This is a genomic window from uncultured Parolsenella sp., from assembly GCF_934660935.1.
Classification (GTDB): domain Bacteria; phylum Actinomycetota; class Coriobacteriia; order Coriobacteriales; family Atopobiaceae; genus Parolsenella.
Window position 1 is genome coordinate 184988 of sequence record NZ_CAKUIH010000001.1, and the last position, 20294, is coordinate 205281.

Below are 20294 nucleotides of genomic sequence, written 5' to 3' on the forward strand. Positions count from 1 at the left end.
GCTAATTCCTCCCCTCGCCCGTATCCCAGGGCGCGAGACCGGCGGGGATAGAAACGCCAATGGGCGTATCACCCGGCTCGAAATCAACAATCATCTCTTCCACAACGGGAATGAGAGTTTCCCCGTGCTCGCCATCGACGACCCATACGTCATTCGCAGGACCGGCCATCACCTCGGTGATGCGTCCGAGCTCGCCGAGACGTTCGTCAACAACGAGACGCCCCATGAGCTGATAAGAATCATGGACGGCAAAGTCCGCGGGAAGGTCAGCCTCGGAGGCAAGAATCCACTTGCCAGCGAGCTCACGGGCGGCTCCTAGATCGTTGATACCCGATAAAGAGACAAGCTGACCTGTGGGCGAGGTCTCCACGTCGCTCACGACATGCCATCTCGAACCCTTAAGGGCCGGAGGCACGATAGCGACGCGGAGTCCCTCGTCCAAAACAGGAGGAAGGCCGCTCGCGGGAACCGCAACGACCTCCCCCTTTGTCCCGTGCGCTTTTGCGACACGGGCTATGAGCCTATATCCGGCTGCCACGATCTAGCCAAGAACCTCGACGTCGACAGACGTGCCAACACGCTGTCCAAGGGCACGAGCAATGGTTCGAATGGCCTTGATCTGACGACCGTGCCGGCCAATGACCTTGCCGGCATCATCTGCTGCGCACTCGATTTCGATGAGCGTGCCGTCCTCACGGTCGGTAACGTCAAGAGAAACCGCGTCCTCGTCATCGACGAGACCGCAAACGATGAGCTCGACAAGATCGGCGATGCGGTCGCTCGGCAGCTCCTCAGAGGCCGCCTGGGCCTCCTCGAACGGCTGAGTCTCGGCATCCATGGCTACTCGGCGTTCTCGGCCTCAGCGGCAGCAGCAGCCTCAGCGGCGGCCTCGGCGGCAGCGGCGTCCTTGGCGATCTGCTTCTTGGACTTCTTGACCTTCTTCTCAGGGGCAACGTCGCCGGCGCGAACGATGTCGATGAGGTGGGCGACGGCGCTGGAGGGCTGGGCACCCTTGGCAACCCACTCGTCGATCTTCTCAAGATCGAGGGTGATGGTCTTCGGGGTGGTCAGCGGGTTGAAGCGGCCGACCTCCTCGATGTGACGGCCGTCACGCGGCATGCGGCTATCGGCGACGACGACACGGTAGTACGGGCGCTTCTTGGCACCGAAACGGGCCAGGCGGATCTTGACTGCCAAAGGTAACTCCTCCTTACGTGCGACGCGAGCAGAGTTGGCGTGGCGTCGCAAAACCAAACAAGCGGTTTCTGATAATACGACAAAGTGCAGGAAGTTTGTAGTGGAATCATGGGTTTTAGGCAACCGGGCGCCGTCTGGCCCCCATCGAAGGCGATACGTGAGGATTGCGTGACGCTCGCCAGGCTTTCAGGAAGCTTCAGGCTCGCTTCAGCCTCATTCATAGAATGAGTCTAATTGCGAAAGGGGCCAGAATGAACATCCTTGTTGTGGAAGACGAGAGAAACCTCGCAGACGCCATCTGCCATATTCTCGAAGGCGACGGCTATCACACTGACGCCGCCTATGACGGCAGGAGCGGCCTGACCTACGCTCGAAGCGGCAACTACGACGCCGCGATTCTTGACGTCATGCTTCCTGGGCTCGATGGATTCGGGATCGTCAAGGAACTCCGCAGCGAAGGCAATTCCCTGCCCATCATGATGCTGACAGCAAGGACCTCGACCACCGATAAGGTCGACGGCCTCAATCTTGGTGCCGATGACTATATGACGAAGCCGTTCGAAACTGCGGAGTTACTCGCGCGCACGCGCGCCTTAACCCGTCGCCAGGGCGAAGTGATTATCAACGAGCTCACATTTGCTGACCTCAAACTAGACCTCAACACGCACGAACTGTCTTCAAACGAACGCCACGTTCACCTTTCTCAAAAGGAATTCGAGGTAATGCGCCTGCTCATGAGCACGCCTGGCAGAATCGTGTCAAAGCAGGATCTCCTCACGAGCGTATGGGGAACCGATGGCGAAACGAGCGAGAACTCCGTCGAAGCTTACGTGAGCTTCCTGAGAAAGAAGATCTCCCATGTAAAAAGCCCGGTTCAGATCACGACGCTCCGCATGCTTGGCTATAGACTTGAGGTCACGGAAGCCTAAAACGGAGATAGCCTCGGCGAGTGTTCGATCGTGCGTCCCTGCACTTCTTGCCAAGCGCGGGCAACTGCGCAGAACGCTCCCAACGGGAGGAATCGATAGGATAGCCCATGCCCATGCTAAAGCGGCTTCGCATACGTCTCGTCGCTATCATTGTTGGCCTCGTGGGGGCGGTATTCCTATGCATGGTAGCCCTCACGTATATGAGCTCGGAAGCCTCCCTGAATACGCTTGTGGATCATTCGCTCGCGGGCGCCCTGCAAGAGCGCACCGGTTTTGATGCCGGAGCTGGATCCAATGAGCCGATGGGCATGGACCGACTTCCCGTCATCTGGGTTGACATAGCATCGGGCGGCCTCGTTCTGGGAACCAATCAGGAGCAGGTGTCGATTGACGCGGACCTACTCAGGGAAACTGTCGCCAACGCTTTGGAATCTGGCCAAACATCCGGCAAGGACAAAACCAACCACATAAGCTGGCGAATGAACTCCTCCAAATTCGGATGGAGAATCGCCATCGCAGACACCTCGAGCGTTGACGCGGAGATTTCGAGCCAGCTCGTAAGGTCTCTCGAGCTAGGGGCTGGAGGCATCGTCGCAATCGTTCTCATAGCCTTACTCCTTTCGCGCTGGGCACTTAAACCCGTAGAGCGCGCCTGGGAGCAGCAGAGACAATTCGTCGCGGACGCATCCCACGAGCTCAAAACGCCGCTGGCGGTTATCCTGGCGAACACCCAAATCCTCAAGAGCGACGAGTCAAAAATCCCAGAAGAGTCTCGGCGCTGGATAGAGGGGGCGTCAGACGAGGCGGAACGCATGCGCGGCCTCGTGGAAGAGCTTCTCGAACTCGCAAGAACCGAAAACGGCACAAGCAATGCAAGGGCGAATGCCCCCGTCGACCTAAGTTCGCTTGTCGAGGGGGATGCCCTGCAATTCGATGCCGTCGCCTACGAACGCGGCTGCGAAATCGAAACGAATGTCGTCGACGGCATTTCGGTCCTGGGAGACCAAGATCAACTCGACCGCCTGCTAAAGACGCTCATCGACAACGCTTGCAAATATGCGGCACGCGGCACCCGGATCAAAGTAACGCTTGAAAAGAACGGCTCGCATGCCCTCTTTATCGCGACGAACGAAGGCGAGCCCATTCCCGAAGAAGACCTGCCCCGCGTATTCGACCGCTTCTGGCGATCAGACAAAGCCCGCGCGAGGTCAACGGGAGGGTATGGCCTTGGCCTGGCAATCGCGAAGGGCATTGCGGAGTCACATGGTGGCAAAATATGGGCGACGAGCGACGACGTACAAGGCACGAGCTTCTATGTGAAGCTGCCGATTAACGAAAGGGCCTGATATGGAGCCTGCCGCAAAAGCCCTCTCAGTCCCCTGGAACGGCCCCGCGATTGGCCTCCTCGACCTTGACGCCTTCTTTGCGAGTGTGGAACAGCTTGACCATCCCGAATGGCGGGGCAAGCCCGTCATCGTAGGCGGCGACGCCGATCGCCGTGGGGTGGTTTCGACGGCCTCATACGAGGCAAGGCAATATGGCGTTCATTCTGCCATGCCCGCGGCGACAGCACGGCGCCTCTGCCCAAACGCCATTTGGACGCACGGAAGTTTCTCGCGATATCGCGAGGTCAGCAATCTCGTCATGGATATCCTCGTGGACGAGACTCCGTTGGTGGAGCAAGTCTCGATCGACGAGGCGTTCTTCGACATAACGCCAGGACGCTATTCCAAGGAAAGCCCCATCGACATCTGTAGGCGCATTCAGAAGCGCGTGGCCTCCCTTGGAGTCACGTGCTCCATAGGCATAGGTGTCTGCAAGACCGTGGCAAAAATAGCCTCGGAAATGGAGAAGCCCCGGGGACTCACCGTTGTGCTTCCAGGTACGGAGGCGGGATTCCTCGCTCCCCTACCCGTGCGTTCAATGAGCGGAATTGGCCCATCGGGCGAGGCGAAGCTCATCCGCATGGGAATCAAGACACTTGGCCAGCTCGCCGTCGCAGACCCCTCTCTGCTCGAACGGGAGCTCGGATCTCTGGGAGTAACGCTCCGCGAGCGTGCCGCGGGAGCCGAACGCTCCCGAGTTGGCGAACGCGCTGTTGAAGAAGACCCCAAGTCCATCTCGAACGAAAGGACCTTCGCAGCAGACCTGACGAGGGAGGATGAGATCCTTCCCTCACTCGACGCACTTTGCGCAATGGTGGCAAGGAGGCTGAGAAGAAAGGGCCTCGCGGGCTCAACCCTCACGGTTAAGATCAAGAATACTGCCCTAAGCTCGCGCTCCGCCCAGTCGAAGCTATCGGAGCCGACGGATGACGAAAGCGCAATGTCTCCCGTCGCACGAGAACTGCTAGAGCAGCTCTGGAGCGAAGGCGACCCCGTTCGCCTCCTGGGGGTGGGCATGTCCAACTTCATGGAACAGGGCCCCCGACAGCTTGACCTGTTCGAGGACCCTGAGGTTGAGCGCCGCAAGTCTGCGATGCGGAAGCTCCACGAGGCAACGGACGCTCTCAAAGAGCGATTTGGCGACGAAGCGGTGGCCTTTGGAAGAGAAATGAAACTCAAAGGAGCCACAACGAACACGCAGCCCCAGCACAAAGAGGTTGACTAGTCCTCCAAGGCGAGTTCAAAGCGCGGCGCATCTCCCCAAAGATGCTCGATACGGTAATAGTCCCTTGCCTCGGGAGAGAAGACGTGCACGATAACCGTGCCGTAGTCCATAAGAATCCAGCGGCCATCGGCCCTTCCCTCGATTGAGATGGGACTAAGGCCAAAGGCGGCGCGAATGCGCTCCTCGACCTCGTCGACTACGGAGTCCGCAAGACGGGCGTTTGCACCGGTGCAGATGACGACGGCATCGCATACGTCAGAGATGCCGACAAGATCGATGGCAACGATGTCATCGGCCTTCTTCGCGTCGGCGGCGGAAACTGCGACAGTAACGAGGTCGTGTGAATCAAAGTCAGTCGACATGAATCTCCTTTAGTTGGCTGCGCGCGAAAGCACGAGCTCGTTGTAGATGTTGAGAGTTCCAGGATAGAGGTAGCGCCTCGTGTCTATGACGTAGGAGACTCCGTCTGCGAAGCTCTCCCAGAAAAGATCAGGAAGGGATGTCGAACCCGCATGACTTCGCTGCGAGGCTATCGCGGGGGCGTTCTTGCGGAACGGCTCTATGCCATCAGCGACGAAAATGAGCATGTCGAGGGGGCTCATATGCGAGTCTCCAAGCGTATGACGCTCGATTGCCTGCAAAACCTCACTCGTGAGTTCAGGGAAGATGCCGGGAAGCTCTCGAGCGGCGACCATTCCGTGCAGAACCGGTTCGACAAGCGAATAGTCAACGCCAAGGTCAATTCCGAGGGCAGAGGCCCTATCCAAGAGCTCATTCTTCGGAAGTCCCTTAGACCAGTCATGGAGAATGCCGGCCACTCTGGCCGAATACGGGTCGATGCCATAGGCGATAGCGAGCCGTTCGGCGACAAGACCTACCGAGAGAGAATGCGAGAAGCGCTTGGGCTTCTTTTCGAGTTGCTTCGCAAGCGCCGCCTCGTAGCTGTCGATGGCGACGACCTCGGCATCACTGTACGCCGGAAGCTTCTTTGGGAGCCAGGAAACGTCCAGACCTTTCCATAGCTTGCAGTCGTTCTTCTTGCTCATGCGCCCTCCGTGCTCATGCCACCCATGAGACCCAAGGCATCAGGTGCCACGTATGGTGCTCGCGCCGCGTCATACAGGTGGCGCTTTTCGATATAGCCGACGACGGAATCACTCGTCAGGTAGCGAAGCGACTGGCCCGCCGCAACTCGAGCGCGAAGATCGCTCGAAGAAATCGCAAGCGCTGGAACCTCAAGATAATGCACCAGGAAGCGGATCCCGGATTTCGCGAGGCTCGCCCTCGCGTGCTCGAGATCATAACCAGGGCGAGTAGCGCCGACCAAATGCGCAAGGGACGCGATGCGATCGGCATCATGCCAGCTCAGGATGTCACTGATGGCATCCGCGCCCGTGATGAAATAGATCTCCACGTTATTGGGATAGTGATTCCTCAATAGCTCCAGAGTATCTACGGTGTAGGTAATGCCGGGCCTATCAACCTCAAGTCTGCTCACGAGAAAGCGAGGATTATCCGCAGTTGCAAGCAGCGTCATGGCGTGACGATCCTCCGCGCTCGAAACATGCCTGTCTTGCTTAAACGCAGGACTTCCGGCTGGCACGAACACGACGAGGTCGAGGTTGAGGTCATGGGCCGCCTGCTCGGCGGCGACAAGGTGCCCATTGTGGATGGGATCGAACGTACCGCCCATAACGCCAAGGCGATACGTGCGCGAGGAATCCCTCCCCAGCGCAGGAAGATCCGAGACAAGCTTGGCGGCAACATCACCAGGAAGAGCTTCCTTGCCTGCAGACATTAGGCACGCACCTGGCCATCGCCACGAAGTAGGCACTTGGTCGTCGTAAGGGCAAACGCTCCCATGGGGCCACGGGCATGCAGCTTTTGGGTCGAAATGCCAATCTCAGCGCCGAGGCCAAACATGCCACCGTCAGTGAAGCGCGTGCTGGCATTTACATAGACCGCAGCGGCATCAACGCGCGCGAGGAATGCCTCCGCCGCAGTAACGTCACGAGCCACGATGCACTCAGAGTGCTGAGTACCAAATCGATTGATGTGCTCGATTGCTGCGTCGAGATCGGGAACGACGTGAACGGCAAGATCGAGCGAATCGTACTCACGCGCCCAATCATCCTCTGTGGCCGCAACGTACTCAGAGCTCTCACTAAGGCCATTCTCGACGCACGCGGCCAGAGCGGCCTCGTCACCATGAACCATGACGCCCCAATTGCGACAAGCACTCACGAGGCGCGGCAGGAACTCGCCCGCAACGTCCTCGTCGACAAGCACCGTCTCGATTGCATTGCAGACACCAGGCCTCTGGGTCTTTGCGTTTTCAATAATAGAAATCGCCATGTCAAGATCGGCGGAAGTGTGGACGTAGACGTGGCAATTGCCCTCGCCCGTCTGGATCACCGGGACGGTCGCCCGCTCAACGCAAGTGCGAATGAGTGAGTGACCGCCGCGCGGAATGAGGACGTCAACGAGCCCATTGGCATGCATAAGTTCACGCGTCTCGGCTCGATCCGAAGAGTCGATGATGCACGCACAGTCTCGAGGAAGTCCGGCGGACGCAATGCCATCGCGACAGGCCTGGGCAATAGCCTCGCAGGAATCATGAGCCGCGGAACCGCCACGGAGGACCACGGCATTGCCAGAACGCAGCGCAAGACAGATGGCGTCGGCAGTGACGTTGGGCCTAGCCTCGTACACCATAGCGACGACGCCGAGGGGCACGCGAACCTGAGTGAGGCGAATGCCGGAGGCAAGCGTCCTGCCGCCAACAACCTCGCCGATAGGGTCAGCTTGGGAGGCAACTTCTCGCATGCCGGCAACAATGCCGTCGAGGCGAGCGTCATCAAGCATCAGGCGATCAAGCAGAGGGCCCGGCATGCCGGCTTTGCTACCACGTTCCATATCGCGGCCGTTGGCCTCGAGAATGGCGGACCTAGACTCGCTCACGGCATTTGCTGCTGCAAGAATCGCCTTGCTGCGCAGTGAGGCGCTTGCCTGGGCAAGCACGACGGAAGCGTCATGTGCGGCGCGGGCCTTATCGATTGCCTCGGACATATCGTTCCCTTCAGTCGTACGCGCGTGAAATCGAGATTAGAAGACGAGGAGCTCGTCCCTGTGGATGACGGGACAGTCGTCACGGTCGGGCCAAAAGCGCTTTATGACCTCAAGCCTGAGGCCGTGAATACGCCAAATGTCATCCGAGGAGTAACGCGTGATGCCACGAGCGATGAGCTGACCCTTGGAATCGAGCACGTTGACGGTGTCTCCAGCGTCAAAGGTTCCATCGACCCCGGTAACGCCCACGGGAAGAAGCGAGGCGCCATCCCTCTCGAGCGCATACACAGCACCATCATCGACCGTAATAGAGCCACGAGAAAGGCCCGCAAGGCCAATCCAGAGCTTACGTGCCTGCTCATGGCCCATGCTGGCCGGGCCCTCGAACCGAGTGTGGCGACCAGTCCCGGCGACAGCGGAAAGGAGCGCGCCCTCTTCCCTGCCCTTGCAGATAACCATGGGAATGCCGGCGGCTATCATCGCGCGGCCGGCTCGAATCTTAGTGGCCATGCCGCCGGTCCCGTAGCTCGAGCCAGCGCCGCCCGCCATCGCAACGATCTTCGAGCTGACACGCTCGACGCGATCGATGAGCTTGGCGTCAGGATGCGTGTCGGGGTTAGCGGTGTACAGGCCATCGATATCCGAAAGGATGACGTAAAGGTCCGCGTCGATAAGCGACGCGACGATGGCGCCAAGCATGTCGTTGTCACCAAAGGAGAACTCGCGAACGCTGACGGTATCATTCTCGTTCACGATGGGAATGACGCCCAGGTCAAGGAGACGCTCGAAGGTGTTCCTCGCATTGAGATAACCCGTCCTATCCACCACGTCACCGCGGGTGAGAAGGACCTGCGCACACTTGATTCCGTCCTCGGCAAGAACCTCGGCATAGCGCTCGATGAGCTTCGTCTGGCCCGCGGCGGCACAGGCCTGAAGGGTCGGGATGTCTCCAGGACGCTCGGTAAAGCCAAGGAGGGAGCGCCCGACGGCGGCGGCGCCGCTCGAGACGAGAACGACTTGGTTACCCGCCCTGCGAAGCTCCCCCATCTGAGAGCAGAGGGAACGCACGAAGGCGAGATCAAGCTCGTTATCCGAGCCCATAAGGGTCGACGAGCCAACCTTAAATACGATCAGGGACAAGGACTACTCCTCCTCAGCAGCATCGGAAGAGGGCGCACCAACAAACGAAGTCTCATCGGAATCGTCCTCGACAGACGAAGCGCCATCGAACGATGTGTCAGCGTCAAGCTCGCCGAGGCCTTCGCAGCCAGCAGAAAGCTCGCCGACCGTCAGCACGTCATCGTCCCAGTCGCCGTCGAACACAAGCTGAGGTTCATCCTCGCGAAGCTCGGCATACGCATCAACATCATCCTGCGAGTAATCAAGGTCATAGCCGAGGATTCGAACGGTGTCGCCAGACTTGACGCCCGCCTTCGCGAGCATGTCATCGAGGCCCATGCGATCGAAGCGATGCTGGAGGTAGGCAATGGCCTCCTCGTTGTCCCAGTCGGTCTTGATGACCATGCGCTCGACGGCGGTGCCGCGAACTCGCCAGACGCCGCCACCGAGGTTCTCCACCTTGATGGCATTCTCGCGGCGAGTTCTCTTCTCGCTGAAGACCTCGTCACGGACCGGACCCTGCTCTACCTCGCGGTCGGCACGAAGACCAGAAACGAGGTCAGCGACAGTGCTTTCAAGCGCATCGATGCCCGCGCCCGTCACGGCGGAGACGGCAAAGAAAGGGTGACCGTCCGCCGCGACGCGACCGCGTAGCGCAGCGAGGGCCTCACTCGTTCCAGGCATATCGCACTTGTTAGCGACGACGACCTGGGGCCGCTCGGCAAGCTCGGGTGCATAGGCTGCGAGCTCGCGATTGATGACCTCATAGTCCTCTACGGCGTCACGGCCCTCATAGCCGCCCGTAAGGTCGACGACATGCATGATCAATGCTGTGCGCTCGATGTGCCTGAGGAACTCATGCCCAAGGCCCTTGCCTTCGCTGGCGCCCTCAATAAGGCCAGGAACGTCTGCGACGACAAAGGAACCGGCCTCGCCGGCCTTAACGACACCAAGGTTGGGGATAAGCGTCGTGAACGGATAGTCCGCCACCTTGGGACGAGCCGCGCTCATGCGAGCAATGAGGGAGGACTTGCCCACGCTTGGCATGCCGACAAGCGCGGCATCAGCCATAAGCTTCATCTCGAGCTCGATCCAGTGCTCGAAGGCTGGCTCGCCCTTCTCAGCGAATGCGGGAGCCCTGCGCACGGACGTCACAAAGTGGATGTTGCCCTTACCGCCAGTGCCGCCAGGGCCAACAACGGTGCGCTCGCCAGGACGAGTGAGGTCCGCGATCTCATACAGGGGCTCCATGGTCTCAGGATCAAGCTCGCGCACAACGGTGCCACAGGGAACCTTGAGAATCAGGTCCTCACCATCCTTGCCGTGACGCCTGGCTCCCTGGCCATGGGTGCCGCGCTCCGCACGGAAATGGTGCTTGAAGCGATAGTCGATAAGAGAGGAAAGCTGAGGATCGCACTCGAGAATGACATCCCCGCCGCGACCGCCGTCTCCCCCATCAGGACCGCCCTTGGGAACGAACGCCTCACGACGGAATGACATGCAGCCGGCTCCGCCGTCGCCACCCTTTACGTTAATGCGTGAAATGTCGGTGAACTGGGACATGCGATCCCTTCCAAACTGGAATTGAAGCTTACGAAAAAGGACCCCCGGCGATAGAGGCCGAGGGTCCTTTGCTGCCCAAACTGGGTCGAGGAAGCCCTTAAGCCTCCTGAGCCGGACGCACGTGCACGCGGTGCTTGGCGCCCTTCACAAACTCGACGGTGCCGTCGGTGAGGGCGAACAGGGTGTCGTCCTTGCCGCGACCGACATTCTCGCCCGGCGTGATGTGCGTACCGCGCTGACGAACGATAATCTGACCGGTCTTGATGGACTGGCCGCCGAAGACCTTGGTGCCAAGGCGCTGAGCCGCAGAATCGCGACCGTTACGGGAGCTAGCCTGACCCTTCTTGTGTGCCATTGATGGTACCTGCCTATCTAGTCGAAACTAAGGGAACGCGCGTTACTCGGCGGCGTCCTCGGTCGTGGCGGCCTTCTTGGCCGTCGAGGTGATGCGGGGCATGCTGCAGACCTCAAGACGAGTGAGGTTCTGACGGTGACCCTTCTTGACAGAGTGGCGCTTGCGCTTCTGGAACTTGAAGACGAGCTGCTTGGCGCCCTTGTGCTGGTCGACAACCTTGCAGGTAACCTTCTTCTTGGCAAGCTTGGCGGAGTCGACGAGGACCGTCTTACCGTCATTGAGCATCAGAACGTCGAGCTTGACCTCGTCGCCAGGCTGCGCATCAAGCTTCTCGACGTCGAAGACGTCGCCCTTGGCAACCTTATACTGCTTGCCACCAGTCGTGATGATTGCGTACATGTGAGAGCCCTTCATTGCTGTGGTGAGTGCAACAGTTGGAAATAATACGCTAGGAAATAGGTACCGTCAACGACAAAAATGCGGTTGTTGACGGGCTTTCCACGCTTTCTCCGCCTCATATCTAACGATAAGCGCCCGTCCGACGGCGGCGGTGCCTCCAAAGGCGACGGTGGGACGAACGAGAAAGCCCAAACCGGGAAGATTCTTACTCAAATAACGAGCTATACCTCGACAAGCGAAAGCGCTCGCCACGACGAATGCAATGTCTGCGACCCGCCCGGAACTGACGCCGCAGCCGTGAGCGCTGGCAACGTCTAGCGCCATAAGAGCCTGGTTGGCGGTGAGCAGCGGCATTTCTGCGCCGCCACTCAAGGGCAGAATCGAAATAGCCGCATTTTGGGCGCAGCGCCTCGAAACGCAAGCGAGCGAGACGGCATGACGGACAAACGGGAAGTTAGTCGCGAGGGCGATGTCCGCGTGACACGCTTCCGCCATCCAGGTCGCCAGTTTCTCGAGCATAGCATCGGGCGACGTGGCAGCGATGAGAGCGGCGCCTGAAACCTCATGGGGTTCGGGTGCCTCGACGCTTGTCTCGACGACTATGGCGCACGGCACCGCCATCGAGGTGAACGCCCTTGAGACCTCCGCGGCAATCCCGGAAGTACCAGAGACAACAATGGCGAGGTCACAATCCGGGTTAACACGAACAGGGGCACCGGGACGCACCACCTCGACGTGAACGAGCCCAGTCGCAGTCTGGGGCATAAGGGCGTCGCGCAGCGAGCATACGAGTTCGGACGGAGCCCCCTCCTCCAGCTCGATGGACACGCGAACACAAGACCGACGAGAATTCTCGGCGGCACGGGCGCCATCAACAACCTGCCTAACGGCGCCAAATGGAATGTCTGAGACCTTTGCCAAAAGACGCCCTCCTTAGGCCGACTTCGTACGGTGCAGGTAGACGGACTGCACGATGCCCACCGAAGCAACCTGAATAACCATAGAAGTGGATCCATAGCTAACGAATGGCAGCGGGATACCGGTGATTGGCATGATGCCAATGCACATGCCAACGTTCTGAAGCAACTGATAGCTCCACATGGCAATGACCCCGGTAAGCACTAGCTTCGCAAACGGGGCATCGACGCGCATCGCAAGGGCAAGGGCCGAATAGATGAGCCAGGCATAGAGGGCGAGGAGCGCAACTGCGCCGACAAATCCGAACTCCTCAGCAAGACGGGCGAAGATAAAGTCAGTATGGTTCTCCGGAAGAAAGCCACCAGCAGATTGAGTAGCCGCTCCAACGCCCTTACCAAAGAGCCCACCGGATCCAACGGCGATTTTTGCCTGCTGAAGGTTGTAGCCCGCGCTCGTGGACTCCAGGCTCGAGTCAGCAAAGACGAGTAGGCGGTTGAGCTGGTACTGCTTGAGCGGGAATTGGAAGTTGATAGAGCAGAACACGATGAGCGTGCACGCCGCGACGAACATCGCGAGCGTGACGAGAACCCATTCCCGCTTCGCTCCGGCACAGATGATGATCGCAGCCCCCGTCACGACGATGATGAGGCCCGTTCCAAGGTCAGGCTGCGCCATAATCGCGGCAAAGGGAACAAGCAGCGTGCCGCAAAGCTTCACGTAATCTCGAAGCTCCTTGATGCGCCCGTTATACTGCGCGGCAAGAGATGCCATGAGGAAGATGGTGACGAGCTTGCCAATTTCTGACGGCTGGAAGCGCAAGGGACCCAACTTAACCCATCCGGTCATGCCGTTAGCAGCGCTCGCTAGTCCGGGGATACGCGGGGACAGCATGAGGACGACGTCAATCACAAGAAGCCACGTGCTCATATTTGCCAAGGCTCGATAGTCGTAGCGCCACACGAATGCAGCCGCGACAAGACCAAGTACGGCTCCAACAGCCTGTCTCGGCAGAGAGGCGTAAGCATTGGATAGGGACGCACTCCAAACGACCACGAGCCCGTAGGCAATGAGCAGAAGTGCGGGAATTAGGTTAGCCCAATAGACCTCGGAGAGAATGCCGCCCTTGCCTGGCATGCGCGCGTGCGCAGCCCCCGGCTTTTTGCCGGCGTCACCTCCAAATAGAGACGAGACGATAGAGCCAAAGCCAACGCCACCAGCAGAATTCTGAGCCATCTTTCCCTCCTCTACCTAGTTCCGTCGCTGACTTCTGTCGTATTAGTATCGGGCTCTCCAAAGAGCTGGCCGAGTATGTCTCGGCAGACGTACATCGCGGAGACCGAACCGTAGCCGCCGTTGTCGATGACGGCGGAGACAGCGTACTTCGGGTTATCCGCGGGGGCGTAACAGCAGAACCAGCCCGTAGGCTCCTCGTTGCCATGCTCACCCGTGCCGGTCTTGCCCGCAACGCGGGTGGTCATATTGGTGAAGTGGGCCGTCATCGACTCGCTCTCCTCGTAAATGACGCCCTCGAGACCCGAGTGCACGAGGTCGAAGCTCGCCTGCGGCTCGCTGGGCTCGAGGTGGACCTTGGGCGTGTAGTCGCGCGCTGAAGAGGTGTCGCCGCGGCCGAGAACGCTCTTGAGGACATGCGGGGTCCAGATGGTGCCGCCGTTGGCGATGCCCATGTAGGCACAGCACATCTGGAGAGGCGTGACGAGGATGTCACCCTGGCCGATGGCGATGTTCGTGTAGTCGCCGCCGTTCCACTTTCGATCCGCGTCGGACCAGCTCGTGAAGTAGTTCCACTTCCACTCCGCGTCGGGTACGCGCCCGGATGCCTCACTGGGAAGGTCGATTCCCGTCTGCGAGCCGAGACCCCACTTGCGGAAGGTCTCCTGCATTCCGTCCTGCTTGCCCTCGTCAAGGTTGTAGAAGGCCTTCGCGATCTCGTAAAAGACGACGTCGCAGGAGTAAGTGATGCCATTCCTCAAGTCGATCGCCCCATGGCCGTCGTGGTCCCAGCACCACTTGCCACTAGCCTCGCCGAAGCCCGTCCACCAGCCACTGCAGACGTAGCTCGAGCCGGTGTTTGCGACACCGTAGTCAAGAGCGGCGAACGTCGTGAGCGGCTTGATGGTGGAGGCGGCGACGAACTGACCAGCAACCGCGCGGTTCATGAGGGGATTCGCCGCTTCGTCGGCAGAGAGCGCGTCCCAGTCGTCCTGGGAGATACCGCCCACGAACAGCTCGGGCTTGAAAGTGGGAGCACTTGCCATGGCGATAACCTCGCCGTTGGTAACGTCGACCACGCAGGCGGCTCCGGACTTGCAGCTCTCGATACCCCCATCGCGCTGCTTTTTGATAATCCTGGCGAGCGATTCCTCGGCCATGCGCTGCACGTCGACGTCGATGGTCAGCATGATGTCGCTACCCGCCTCCGCCGGGACGGAGGTGGAGTAGTCGGTCACGTTGCCGTGAACATCAACGTAGACTGTCTGCTCGCCGCGGACTCCCTGGAGCACCTCCTCGTACTGGTACTCGACGCCAGCCTGGCCGGTGGTGTCGCCGGACTCGTACGTGATACCAGCATTCGAGGTCTTGGAGGCGTTGATCTGGTCCTCCGTCACGGTGCCGGTATACCCAAGTAGGTGACAACAAACCTCGCCCTGCGGATAAGAGCGCTGAGTGCGCTGCTCAACGGTAACGTTAGGGAAAACGTCCGCATGCTCCTGGATATAAGCAACGGTAGTACGAGGAACGTCGATGCATATGGTTCGCGCGCTCTGAGCGCTCTGCGAAGAGTCCGTAGCCCTTCGCTTGGCTGCCATCGAGGGCATGCCGAGGACGGCTGCGAGCAGGTTGAGCTCGATGGCGTCGTCCGCGACCTCGGCATGGGCACAGACGGTGAGGCTCGGACGATTGGTAACGAGCTCGACGCCGTTGCGATCTAGGATGCGCCCGCGGGGCGCGAACGAGGTGACCGTGCGCGTGCGGTTCGACTCCGCCTGACGCGAGTAGTCGTCGGACCCGACAATCTGCATGGACCATAGACGCGCGAGCAGAGCGCCGATAACGCCCCCAGAGAAGATGCCCAGGCCAATGAGACGGCGCTTGAACATCTTATCGGGGCTGGCGTCATTACCGCCGGCCGCACGCGGCGCCTGGCCACCGATGTCAAACTTAAGGGAGGAGGAACCGGAGTGCAGGAGCAAGACGAGCACGACCGCTACGGCAGCGGCAATGATGACTATGAAAATGAGAGCAAAAGTAGCCGAGGTCATCGTCTACAGACCCTTCGTGGAAAATCGCGCGCCGCGACGAGAGCTCTTGCCCTTACCGAAGCCAGAGGCGGGAGCACTCGAGCGAGACAGGATGACCGCGACGATAAAGAAGGCGAGCACGTCGAGAACGGACCCAGGCAGCGCGCGAAAGAAAAGTGCGTCGACGAGAGAGCTCGACTGACCAACAATGAGAATGATGATGCCATAAACGACATTCACGAGCAGCGTCACGGGAATGAACAACGTGATTGACGCGACCAGGTCATCGGCAACGCGGCTACGACCCATAGCCGCAAGACCAAACCCCACGATGGTAAGAATGAGGGCCATGAGCCCAATGGGACCCGATCCTGCGAGGTCATAGAAGGCACCAGAAGCAAAGCCGACCACGGGGGCCATCTTGACGCTACCCCCAAGGCACACGCAAGCAACGAGAACGAGGGCGAGATTGGCGCGACCCCCGAGGAGGGCAACGTTGGGTACGAAGCCTATCTGGAGAATAGCGAGGACGATGGCAAGGATGATGGCTAGACGCTTGTTCTTACCAGAATCGTTGACGATCATGCTTACCCCCTATTCCCCACTCGAATCGCCGTCAGTGCTAGAACCGTCATCACTATTTGCGGAAGAACTTGTTGTGGCAGACGCCGTGGTGGCGGAAGTAGAGGCAACCGCCTTATCCTGGTCGTTAGCCGACGCCGTATCCTCCGCACTCGCCTGCTGGTCATCGTTAATCGAGGTAATGACGAGGACCTCTTCTAGGCTTGAAACAGTACACAGGGGGTCGACAGAAATATCGTAATAGAGAGCGCCAGAAGACTTGGTTACGTTTGTAACCGTGCCAACGGGCAGACCACGAGGATAAACGCCACCCAGGCCACTTGTGATGATCGTGTCTCCAGTGGCCACCTGCTGATCGGAGCGAACAAGCGTCAGACGAAGGGTCCCATCCGCCGACCCGACAAGCTGACCTTGCGCGCGGCTCGACTGAACCATGCAGGAAACCCCAGAGGATTCATCGGTGATAAGGCGGACAACCGCCGTCGAAGGGCCGCATTCGCTGACCTGGCCAATCACACCCGTAGAGCTTGTAACGGGCATGCCGACGGCGATGCCAGAGGTCGACCCCTTGTCTATGGTGATGGTTGAAGTCCACGAGTCGCTCGACTGGGCAATGACGCGAGCCGCGGTGGATGTCAGGCTGTACTCGTTCCTAAGCTGGAGAAGCTCCGTCAGGGTGTTCGCCTGCTGCTCATACTCTGACAGCTTGGCCACCTGGGCCTTGAGCTGCTCATTCTCGTCCCGTAGCTCCGAAAGTGTCTCGGAGTCTGCAGTAAGATTGCCAACGACGTTGCCGATACCGGAGACGGGAGAGGCGGCGAATGAGCCCACAACGCGCACGGGCGAAGCCACGGCCTGGAAAACGCCACGAATCCCATGAAGCACACCGCTATCACCCTCGCGCGCTCCGACGACAAACATGAGGAGCGACACGACGGTAAGGACAACAAGCGAGCGCGGGACCCCCGAGGAGGACCCGCGCCCAAGAGATGAGCTGGGGGCAGAAAAGCGCTGAGCCATCGGCAATTCCCTACTTACCAGAGCTCTGCACGAAACCGCCGGACAGAGCATTGGCCTCAAGGACCTTCGCGCAACCAAGAACGACATTCTCGAGGGCAGTGGGGCTCACGTTAACGGGAACACCAGTCTCCTCGCGAAGGCGCTGATCAAGACCGCGGAGCATGCCACCGCCACCGGTAAGCATAATTCCGTAGTACATAAGATCGCTCGCGAGATCAGGCGGAGTAACGTCAAGAGCATCCTTGACAGCCTTCGTGACCTGGTCAAGAGGGGCATCAAGCGCCCGACGAATCTCCTCGGACTCAATACGAACGGTCTTAGGCAGACCGCTCATGACGTCACGACCGTTAACCTCAACATCGAGCTCTTCCTTAAGAGGCGCCGCGGAACCGACCTTGATCTTAATATCCTCAGCCGTGCGCTCACCAATGGAAAGGTTGTAGGCATCACGAACATGCTCGAGAATGACCTGGTCGAACTCGTCGCCTGCAGTGCGAATCGACTGCGAGACGACAATGCCGCCCATAGCGATGACGGCAACCTCTGTCGTTCCACCACCGATATCGACGACCATGGTGCCCGTCGGGTCCTCGATGGGCAGGTTGGACCCAATGGCGGCGGCCATCGGCTCCTCGATGAGGAACGCCTGACGAGCGCCCGCCTGAATAGTGGCCTCAAAAACGGCACGCTTCTCAACGGATGTAACACCGGAGGGAACGCAGACGACAACGCGGGGACGAGGACTCCAGGGGTAACGACGCGTTGACGCCTTCTCGATGAAGTATCGAAGCATTACCTCGGTGACATCGAAGTCGGAAATAACGCCGTCCTTGAGCGGTCGAATGGCCGTGATGGAGCCGGGCGTCCTGCCGACCATACGCTTAGCGTCGGCACCGACGGCAAGGACGCGTTCTTCGCTCTGGTCAATGGCGACCACGGAAGGCTCATTGATGACAATGCCCTCTCCACGCACGGAGACAAGCGTGTTTGCCGTGCCGAGGTCAATAGCAAGATCGCCACCGTACTCGCCAAATATGGAGTCAAAAAACGACATGGCACCAATTCCTAACTTGGCGGCAGCTTCGCCGCTCGGACTATTGCTACAAGAATACCCAGAAGCTTACTGGGCAGACACCTCAGTGGTCTCCGCGCCGGATTCCGTCGAGGCCTCCGGAGACGCAGCGGCGACAGTGGAGGCGCTTGAGTCGTCAGGAGCCACCTCTCCGTCACTAACGGTGGTCGCAAGCGAACCGCTCGAAGCGTCAGGGCTGGATCCCTGAGAAGCAAAGGTGAGCTCAACGCTCGTTACCTTCCAGCCCAAGCCATCGCGCGCGAGAGAGACGGAATAAGACTGGTTACCGCTCGAGGCGAGGCTGGCGTTAACGAGGACCGTGCTCTGGGCCATAGAGCGATCGACACCGGAAACGCTGCAAGTAGCACCACGGGGCATGATGGACTCGATGTCCTTACGAGCATCATCGGAGATAGAGCTCGAAAGATAGGGAGCGATATCGCTGCCAGAAGCGCCGGCGCTAAACATGTCAGAAACTACGGCCTCCTGGGTGGGCCAGCCGTAGCCCTTATAGTAGGCAAAGCCACCAACGCCACCAAGAATGGCGAGAAGAAGGAGGATGAAAAGGACCACCTTGAGGCCGCGGTGATTGTGCTTGCGACGCATCTTGCGATCGTCGCGATCGGCCTTCATGAGGTCCTCCTCCGTGACGGAGAAGAAACCCGTATCCTCAGGACTCGGAATGAACTCGCCGGAGCGGCCCATCGGATCCAGTGGATCATATGCCGCGCCCTGAGAGTAGCCCTGGTTCACGACAGCCTGGGATCCAGACTGGTCCGCGCCAACTAGGCCCTGGTTGCCATAACCGGCATTGGCGAGCATCTGATCGGTCTCGGAGGGGCCAGAACCCGCTGCGGCAGAGAGAGCCCTTTGAGCCGCAGAGAAGGCAACCTGCTGCTCCGGCGTAAGGGTGTAGTTGGGATCCGCAGCCGCATGGTTGAACGCATCCGCGGCCTCTGAGATCTTGTTGCAAGCCATGTAGGCCTGGCCGAGCTCCGCGTTGATGGCGCCCGTGCTGGCACTCGTAGAAAAATCAAGGGCCGTACGATATGCATCAATGGCATCGTTGGGTCGTGTGAGCTGCATAAAGCAGGCACCAAGCTTCACGAGAGACTGGGCCGGATCGGGATTCTGCTCGTCAATCGCGGCAGAACGCCAGGCACTCGCAGCCTCAACGACGAGGCCGCGCTTCTCGAACAGCTTACCAAGGGCAAGATACGCCTTGTACGGCGTGGGATAGCTGGGGTCAGACACCGCAGCCTGGAAGCACGCCAGGGCCGCGTCATCCTGACCGGCGGCAACAAGCGCACGACCACGGTTGCAGTTAAGAGCGCCGACATGGCCGTATGCGGCGTCAGAGAGTGCCTCCGCATACGCAGCCGCGGCCTCAGCATAACGGCCGAGCTTCATAAGGGCATTGCCACGAAGGTGGTCAGCCTCGCCAAAGGCCTCACCGGAGGACTTGGCGTTCGCAAGGGCGCTGGCAGCTCCAGCCCAATCGCCACGCTGATAAGACTCCTTGGCAATCCTGAAAGCTTCGGTATTCATAGGTCATCCGTCCCTTAGGGTTCTAGGCCTCGTGACTAATGCGAATGGACTCAATGTCGTCACCCGCACGCAGGGCGCCGATGACATCGAGGCCCTCGATGGTCTGGCCGAAAACCGTGTAGTCATTATCAAGCATGTGCTGGGCACCAAGGCAGAAATAGAACTGCGAGCCAGCGGAATCCGGGTTAGATGAGCGCGCCATCGCAAGCGCGCCGTCGTCATGGCTGTTGCGGGGATTCGTATCATACTCATGAACGATGCGATAGCCAGGGCCGCCGGTACCCGGCTGGCCATCAGGGCCACGCATACCGCGAGCGACCTCGTCAGAAGTCATGTCACGGGTGTTGGGGCAGCCGCCCTGAATGACAAACCCGGGCACATAGCGATGGAACTTGAGTCCGTCATAATAGCCGCTCATGGCAAGCTCGCAGAAGTTGGCTACGTGAACGGGAGCACCCTCGGCGTCAAGACGCACACGAATCGTGCCCTTCGAAGTGACTACGGTAGCAACCTCGTCACCAGCGCAGACATACTCGGGGGTGTAGAGGGGATCGGGCATACCGAACATGTGGCCTCCATGCATGTGGACGCGCGCCTTATGGCGCGAATTCAAACAAACTTATCTAGATGATTCTAGCAGCACGAGAGACTGT

General features: G+C 59.5%; 21 protein-coding genes. 3 read left to right on the plus strand and 18 right to left on the minus strand.

All coding sequences use genetic code 11. The annotated features are described in order from the left end of the window. Position 1: 1 nt before the first annotated feature. The 3 genes from Q0H23_RS00860 to rpsP are packed head-to-tail and all read right to left on the minus strand — an operon-like array spanning position 2 to position 1197. A complete protein-coding gene (locus Q0H23_RS00860) occupies positions 2-538 on the minus strand; it encodes a 16S rRNA processing protein RimM (RefSeq protein ID WP_293834695.1) in 537 nt (178 codons plus the stop codon). Between the two features lie 3 nt (positions 539-541). After that, positions 542-838, minus strand: a complete 297-nt coding sequence (locus Q0H23_RS00865; RefSeq protein WP_293814575.1) for a KH domain-containing protein — start codon at positions 836-838, stop codon at positions 542-544. Positions 839-840: 2 nt separating this feature from the next. Continuing rightward, a complete protein-coding gene (gene rpsP / locus Q0H23_RS00870; RefSeq protein WP_293814574.1) occupies positions 841-1197 on the minus strand; it encodes a 30S ribosomal protein S16 in 357 nt (118 codons plus the stop codon). Between the two features lie 251 nt (positions 1198-1448). Between rpsP and Q0H23_RS00875 the strand changes: the two genes are divergently transcribed. From Q0H23_RS00875 to dinB, 3 genes are all read left to right on the plus strand, one after another. After that, positions 1449-2126: a response regulator transcription factor gene (locus Q0H23_RS00875; RefSeq protein WP_293834697.1), complete on the plus strand. Its 678-nt coding sequence runs from the start codon at positions 1449-1451 to the stop codon at positions 2124-2126. Positions 2127-2233: 107 nt separating this feature from the next. Beyond that, on the plus strand, positions 2234-3472 hold the full coding sequence (locus Q0H23_RS00880; protein ID WP_293834699.1) for a HAMP domain-containing sensor histidine kinase: 1239 nt from the start codon (positions 2234-2236) through the stop codon (positions 3470-3472). 1 nt (position 3473) lies between these two features. Beyond that, positions 3474-4736: a DNA polymerase IV gene (dinB, locus tag Q0H23_RS00885; protein ID WP_293834701.1), complete on the plus strand. Its 1263-nt coding sequence runs from the start codon at positions 3474-3476 to the stop codon at positions 4734-4736. Here the strand turns inward: dinB and rsfS are convergent. The 15 genes from rsfS to Q0H23_RS00960 all read right to left on the minus strand — a co-directional run bounded on the left by rsfS (position 4733) and on the right by Q0H23_RS00960 (position 20209). Beyond that, positions 4733-5098, minus strand: a complete 366-nt coding sequence (gene rsfS / locus Q0H23_RS00890; protein ID WP_293834703.1) for a ribosome silencing factor — start codon at positions 5096-5098, stop codon at positions 4733-4735. The two genes, dinB and rsfS, sit on opposite strands and share 4 nt — an antisense overlap. Positions 5099-5107: 9 nt before the next feature. Continuing rightward, a complete protein-coding gene (gene yqeK / locus Q0H23_RS00895; RefSeq protein ID WP_293834705.1) occupies positions 5108-5782 on the minus strand; it encodes a bis(5'-nucleosyl)-tetraphosphatase (symmetrical) YqeK in 675 nt (224 codons plus the stop codon). Next, positions 5779-6534, minus strand: coding sequence for a nicotinate-nucleotide adenylyltransferase (nadD, locus tag Q0H23_RS00900; RefSeq protein WP_293814568.1), 756 nt, complete (start codon positions 6532-6534; stop codon positions 5779-5781). The genes yqeK and nadD overlap by 4 nt, the downstream gene beginning before the upstream one ends. Then, positions 6534-7805, minus strand: a complete 1272-nt coding sequence (locus Q0H23_RS00905; protein ID WP_293834707.1) for a glutamate-5-semialdehyde dehydrogenase — start codon at positions 7803-7805, stop codon at positions 6534-6536. The genes nadD and Q0H23_RS00905 overlap by 1 nt, the downstream gene beginning before the upstream one ends. A 36-nt stretch (positions 7806-7841) precedes the next feature. After that, on the minus strand, positions 7842-8945 hold the full coding sequence (gene proB / locus Q0H23_RS00910) for a glutamate 5-kinase (protein WP_293814566.1): 1104 nt from the start codon (positions 8943-8945) through the stop codon (positions 7842-7844). A 3-nt stretch (positions 8946-8948) separates the two neighbouring features. Next, positions 8949-10487, minus strand: coding sequence for a GTPase ObgE (obgE, locus tag Q0H23_RS00915; protein ID WP_293814565.1), 1539 nt, complete (start codon positions 10485-10487; stop codon positions 8949-8951). A gap of 97 nt (positions 10488-10584) precedes the next feature. Further along, positions 10585-10842 (minus strand): 50S ribosomal protein L27, encoded by a 258-nt coding sequence (gene rpmA, locus Q0H23_RS00920; protein ID WP_293814564.1) that lies wholly within the window; start codon positions 10840-10842, stop codon positions 10585-10587. Positions 10843-10884: 42 nt separating this feature from the next. Further along, positions 10885-11241: a 50S ribosomal protein L21 gene (rplU, locus tag Q0H23_RS00925; RefSeq protein WP_293814563.1), complete on the minus strand. Its 357-nt coding sequence runs from the start codon at positions 11239-11241 to the stop codon at positions 10885-10887. 933 nt (positions 11242-12174) lie between these two features. Beyond that, positions 12175-13392: an FtsW/RodA/SpoVE family cell cycle protein gene (locus Q0H23_RS00930; protein WP_293834709.1), complete on the minus strand. Its 1218-nt coding sequence runs from the start codon at positions 13390-13392 to the stop codon at positions 12175-12177. Positions 13393-13403: 11 nt separating this feature from the next. Further along, positions 13404-15440, minus strand: a complete 2037-nt coding sequence (gene mrdA, locus Q0H23_RS00935; RefSeq protein WP_293814560.1) for a penicillin-binding protein 2 — start codon at positions 15438-15440, stop codon at positions 13404-13406. A gap of 3 nt (positions 15441-15443) precedes the next feature. Next, positions 15444-16004: a rod shape-determining protein MreD gene (gene mreD / locus Q0H23_RS00940; RefSeq protein WP_293834711.1), complete on the minus strand. Its 561-nt coding sequence runs from the start codon at positions 16002-16004 to the stop codon at positions 15444-15446. 9 nt (positions 16005-16013) lie between these two features. After that, the gene (mreC, locus tag Q0H23_RS00945) at positions 16014-17021 is read right to left on the minus strand and encodes a rod shape-determining protein MreC (RefSeq protein ID WP_293834713.1); all 1008 of its coding nucleotides are present in this window, start codon (positions 17019-17021) and stop codon (positions 16014-16016) included. A 10-nt stretch (positions 17022-17031) separates the two neighbouring features. After that, the gene (locus Q0H23_RS00950) at positions 17032-18075 is read right to left on the minus strand and encodes a rod shape-determining protein (RefSeq protein WP_293814557.1); all 1044 of its coding nucleotides are present in this window, start codon (positions 18073-18075) and stop codon (positions 17032-17034) included. Positions 18076-18141: 66 nt separating this feature from the next. Next, complete coding sequence (locus tag Q0H23_RS00955) at positions 18142-19641, minus strand: tetratricopeptide repeat protein (protein WP_293814556.1); 1500 nt, start codon at positions 19639-19641, stop codon at positions 18142-18144. 22 nt (positions 19642-19663) lie between these two features. Continuing rightward, on the minus strand, positions 19664-20209 hold the full coding sequence (locus Q0H23_RS00960; RefSeq protein ID WP_293834715.1) for a peptidylprolyl isomerase: 546 nt from the start codon (positions 20207-20209) through the stop codon (positions 19664-19666). Between the last annotated feature and the right edge of the window lie 85 nt (positions 20210-20294).

Excerpts from the sequence above, each read along its gene's own strand:
- Q0H23_RS00930 (WP_293834709.1), bottom strand. The coding sequence starts at position 13,392 with ATGGCTCAGAATTCTGCTGGTGGCGTTGGCTTTGGCTCTATCGTCTCG.
- mrdA (WP_293814560.1), bottom strand. The coding sequence starts at position 15,440 with ATGACCTCGGCTACTTTTGCTCTCATTTTCATAGTCATCATTGCCGCT.
- Q0H23_RS00955 (WP_293814556.1), bottom strand. The coding sequence starts at position 19,641 with ATGAATACCGAAGCTTTCAGGATTGCCAAGGAGTCTTATCAGCGTGGC.
- Q0H23_RS00880 (WP_293834699.1), top strand. The coding sequence starts at position 2,234 with ATGCCCATGCTAAAGCGGCTTCGCATACGTCTCGTCGCTATCATTGTT.
- Q0H23_RS00960 (WP_293834715.1), bottom strand. The coding sequence starts at position 20,209 with ATGTTCGGTATGCCCGATCCCCTCTACACCCCCGAGTATGTCTGCGCT.
- Q0H23_RS00865 (WP_293814575.1), bottom strand. The coding sequence starts at position 838 with ATGGATGCCGAGACTCAGCCGTTCGAGGAGGCCCAGGCGGCCTCTGAG.
- rplU (WP_293814563.1), bottom strand. The coding sequence starts at position 11,241 with ATGTACGCAATCATCACGACTGGTGGCAAGCAGTATAAGGTTGCCAAG.
- obgE (WP_293814565.1), bottom strand. The coding sequence starts at position 10,487 with ATGTCCCAGTTCACCGACATTTCACGCATTAACGTAAAGGGTGGCGAC.
- rsfS (WP_293834703.1), bottom strand. The coding sequence starts at position 5,098 with ATGTCGACTGACTTTGATTCACACGACCTCGTTACTGTCGCAGTTTCC.
- dinB (WP_293834701.1), top strand. The coding sequence starts at position 3,474 with ATGGAGCCTGCCGCAAAAGCCCTCTCAGTCCCCTGGAACGGCCCCGCG.
- Q0H23_RS00905 (WP_293834707.1), bottom strand. The coding sequence starts at position 7,805 with ATGTCCGAGGCAATCGATAAGGCCCGCGCCGCACATGACGCTTCCGTC.
- Q0H23_RS00950 (WP_293814557.1), bottom strand. The coding sequence starts at position 18,075 with ATGTCGTTTTTTGACTCCATATTTGGCGAGTACGGTGGCGATCTTGCT.
- nadD (WP_293814568.1), bottom strand. The coding sequence starts at position 6,534 with ATGTCTGCAGGCAAGGAAGCTCTTCCTGGTGATGTTGCCGCCAAGCTT.
- yqeK (WP_293834705.1), bottom strand. The coding sequence starts at position 5,782 with ATGAGCAAGAAGAACGACTGCAAGCTATGGAAAGGTCTGGACGTTTCC.
- mreC (WP_293834713.1), bottom strand. The coding sequence starts at position 17,021 with ATGGCTCAGCGCTTTTCTGCCCCCAGCTCATCTCTTGGGCGCGGGTCC.
- rpmA (WP_293814564.1), bottom strand. The coding sequence starts at position 10,842 with ATGGCACACAAGAAGGGTCAGGCTAGCTCCCGTAACGGTCGCGATTCT.
- mreD (WP_293834711.1), bottom strand. The coding sequence starts at position 16,004 with ATGATCGTCAACGATTCTGGTAAGAACAAGCGTCTAGCCATCATCCTT.
- Q0H23_RS00875 (WP_293834697.1), top strand. The coding sequence starts at position 1,449 with ATGAACATCCTTGTTGTGGAAGACGAGAGAAACCTCGCAGACGCCATC.